This window comes from Flavisphingomonas formosensis (assembly GCF_009755815.1).
In the GTDB taxonomy this organism is placed as follows: domain Bacteria; phylum Pseudomonadota; class Alphaproteobacteria; order Sphingomonadales; family Sphingomonadaceae; genus Flavisphingomonas; species Flavisphingomonas formosensis.
On sequence record NZ_WRPK01000039.1, the window covers coordinates 1 to 1,377 of the forward strand.

1 protein-coding gene is annotated in these 1,377 nt (G+C 66.6%); it reads right to left on the reverse strand.

Going from position 1 to position 1,377, the window contains the following annotated elements; translation table 11 throughout:
- Positions 1-260: 260 nt before the first annotated feature.
- Positions 261-1,295 carry an IS110 family RNA-guided transposase gene (locus GQY20_RS31890; protein ID WP_157221205.1) on the reverse strand — a complete coding sequence of 345 codons (1,035 nt, stop codon included), beginning with the start codon at positions 1,293-1,295 and terminating at the stop codon, positions 261-263.
- Positions 1,296-1,377: the final 82 nt, after the last annotated feature.

Below are 1,377 nucleotides of genomic sequence, written 5' to 3' on the forward strand. Positions count from 1 at the left end.
TCTGTGGACGCCCCTTCGGATGCAAGCGGTAAATCGGGGTGGATTGGCAGGTAGTCGGATGCTGTCATCTGTCCGGCCTCGATGAGCAGCGCCATAGCTGCGGGCCAGTATGGGAGTTCGCGGACCGGAACCACATCAGCTTTCCGCGCTTGGCTAGCGCTCCGCCATTCCCTGGTTCTTCCGGCCCCGTCTCGCCGACCGTTGTGCCATACCCTCCTTCGACCGCCTACGTCCCCGACGTCTCTGGCTGCTGTCCCGGCTTACGCCGCGACCGCTGCCGGAGCTCTGTACTCCTCGTTCCTGGTCATGACCGCCCAGGCGATGCGCGCCATCTTGTTGGCCAGCGCCACCGAGACGAGCATGCGCGGCTTGCGCGCCAGCATGCGCTCGAGCCACGATCCTGCCGGCGCGCCGTGCAGGGTCGCCTGCCTGACGACCGAGCTGCCGCCGATGATGAGCAACCGCCGAATGGTGCGTTCTCCCATCTTCGAAATCCGGCCAAGCTTCTGCTTGCCGCCTGTCGAGTGCTGGAGCGGCGCGAGCCCGAGCCAGGCGGCGAAATCGCGGCCCTTGGTAAAGGTCTCGACCGGCGGCGCGAGAGCGACGATCGCAGTGGCAGCGATCGGGCCGATGCCGGGGATGGTCATCAGCCGGCGCGCTACCTCGTCTTCACGGGCGCGCTTGGCGATCTCTTTATCGAGGTCGGCGATACGGTCGTCGAGCCCGGCGAGCATGTCGGCCATGGCGCGCAGCATGGCCAGCGCCGCCTCGGGCAGCGACGATGCCATCTCCTCCTCGTCGAGAAGGTCGGCGAGCATTGTGACCTGCGCCAAGCCGCGCGGTGCGACCCAGCCGAACTCGGCGAGGTGGCCACGCAATGCGTTGACCAGCTGCGTGCGCTGCCGGACGACGAGATCGCGGGTGCGGAACACCATGCCCGCCGCCTGCTGCTCCTCGCTCTTGACCGCCACGAAGCGCATGCCCGGCCGCTGCACCGCCTCGCAGATCGCCTCGGCATCGACTGCATCGTTCTTATGCCGCTTCACGAATGGCTTGACGTAGGCCGGCGGGATGAGCCGAACCTCATGCCCCATCGCCTGCAGCTCACGCGCCCAGTGATGCGCACCGCTGCACGCTTCCATCGCGACCAGGCACGCCGGCTGCTTCGCGAAGAAGTCGAGCAGCTTCGCCCGGCTGAGCTTCCGGCTGAACACTATGCCGCCGCGCTCGTCAGCGCCGTGCGCATGAAAAACGGTCTTGGCGATATCCAGCCCGATTGTGATAGCTTGCGACACGGACGCCTCCCTCAGTGGTGCTTCAAACACCTCCACTCTGGCACATCGATGCCGTCGGGGGGCGTCCACCCCATCAGCTTTG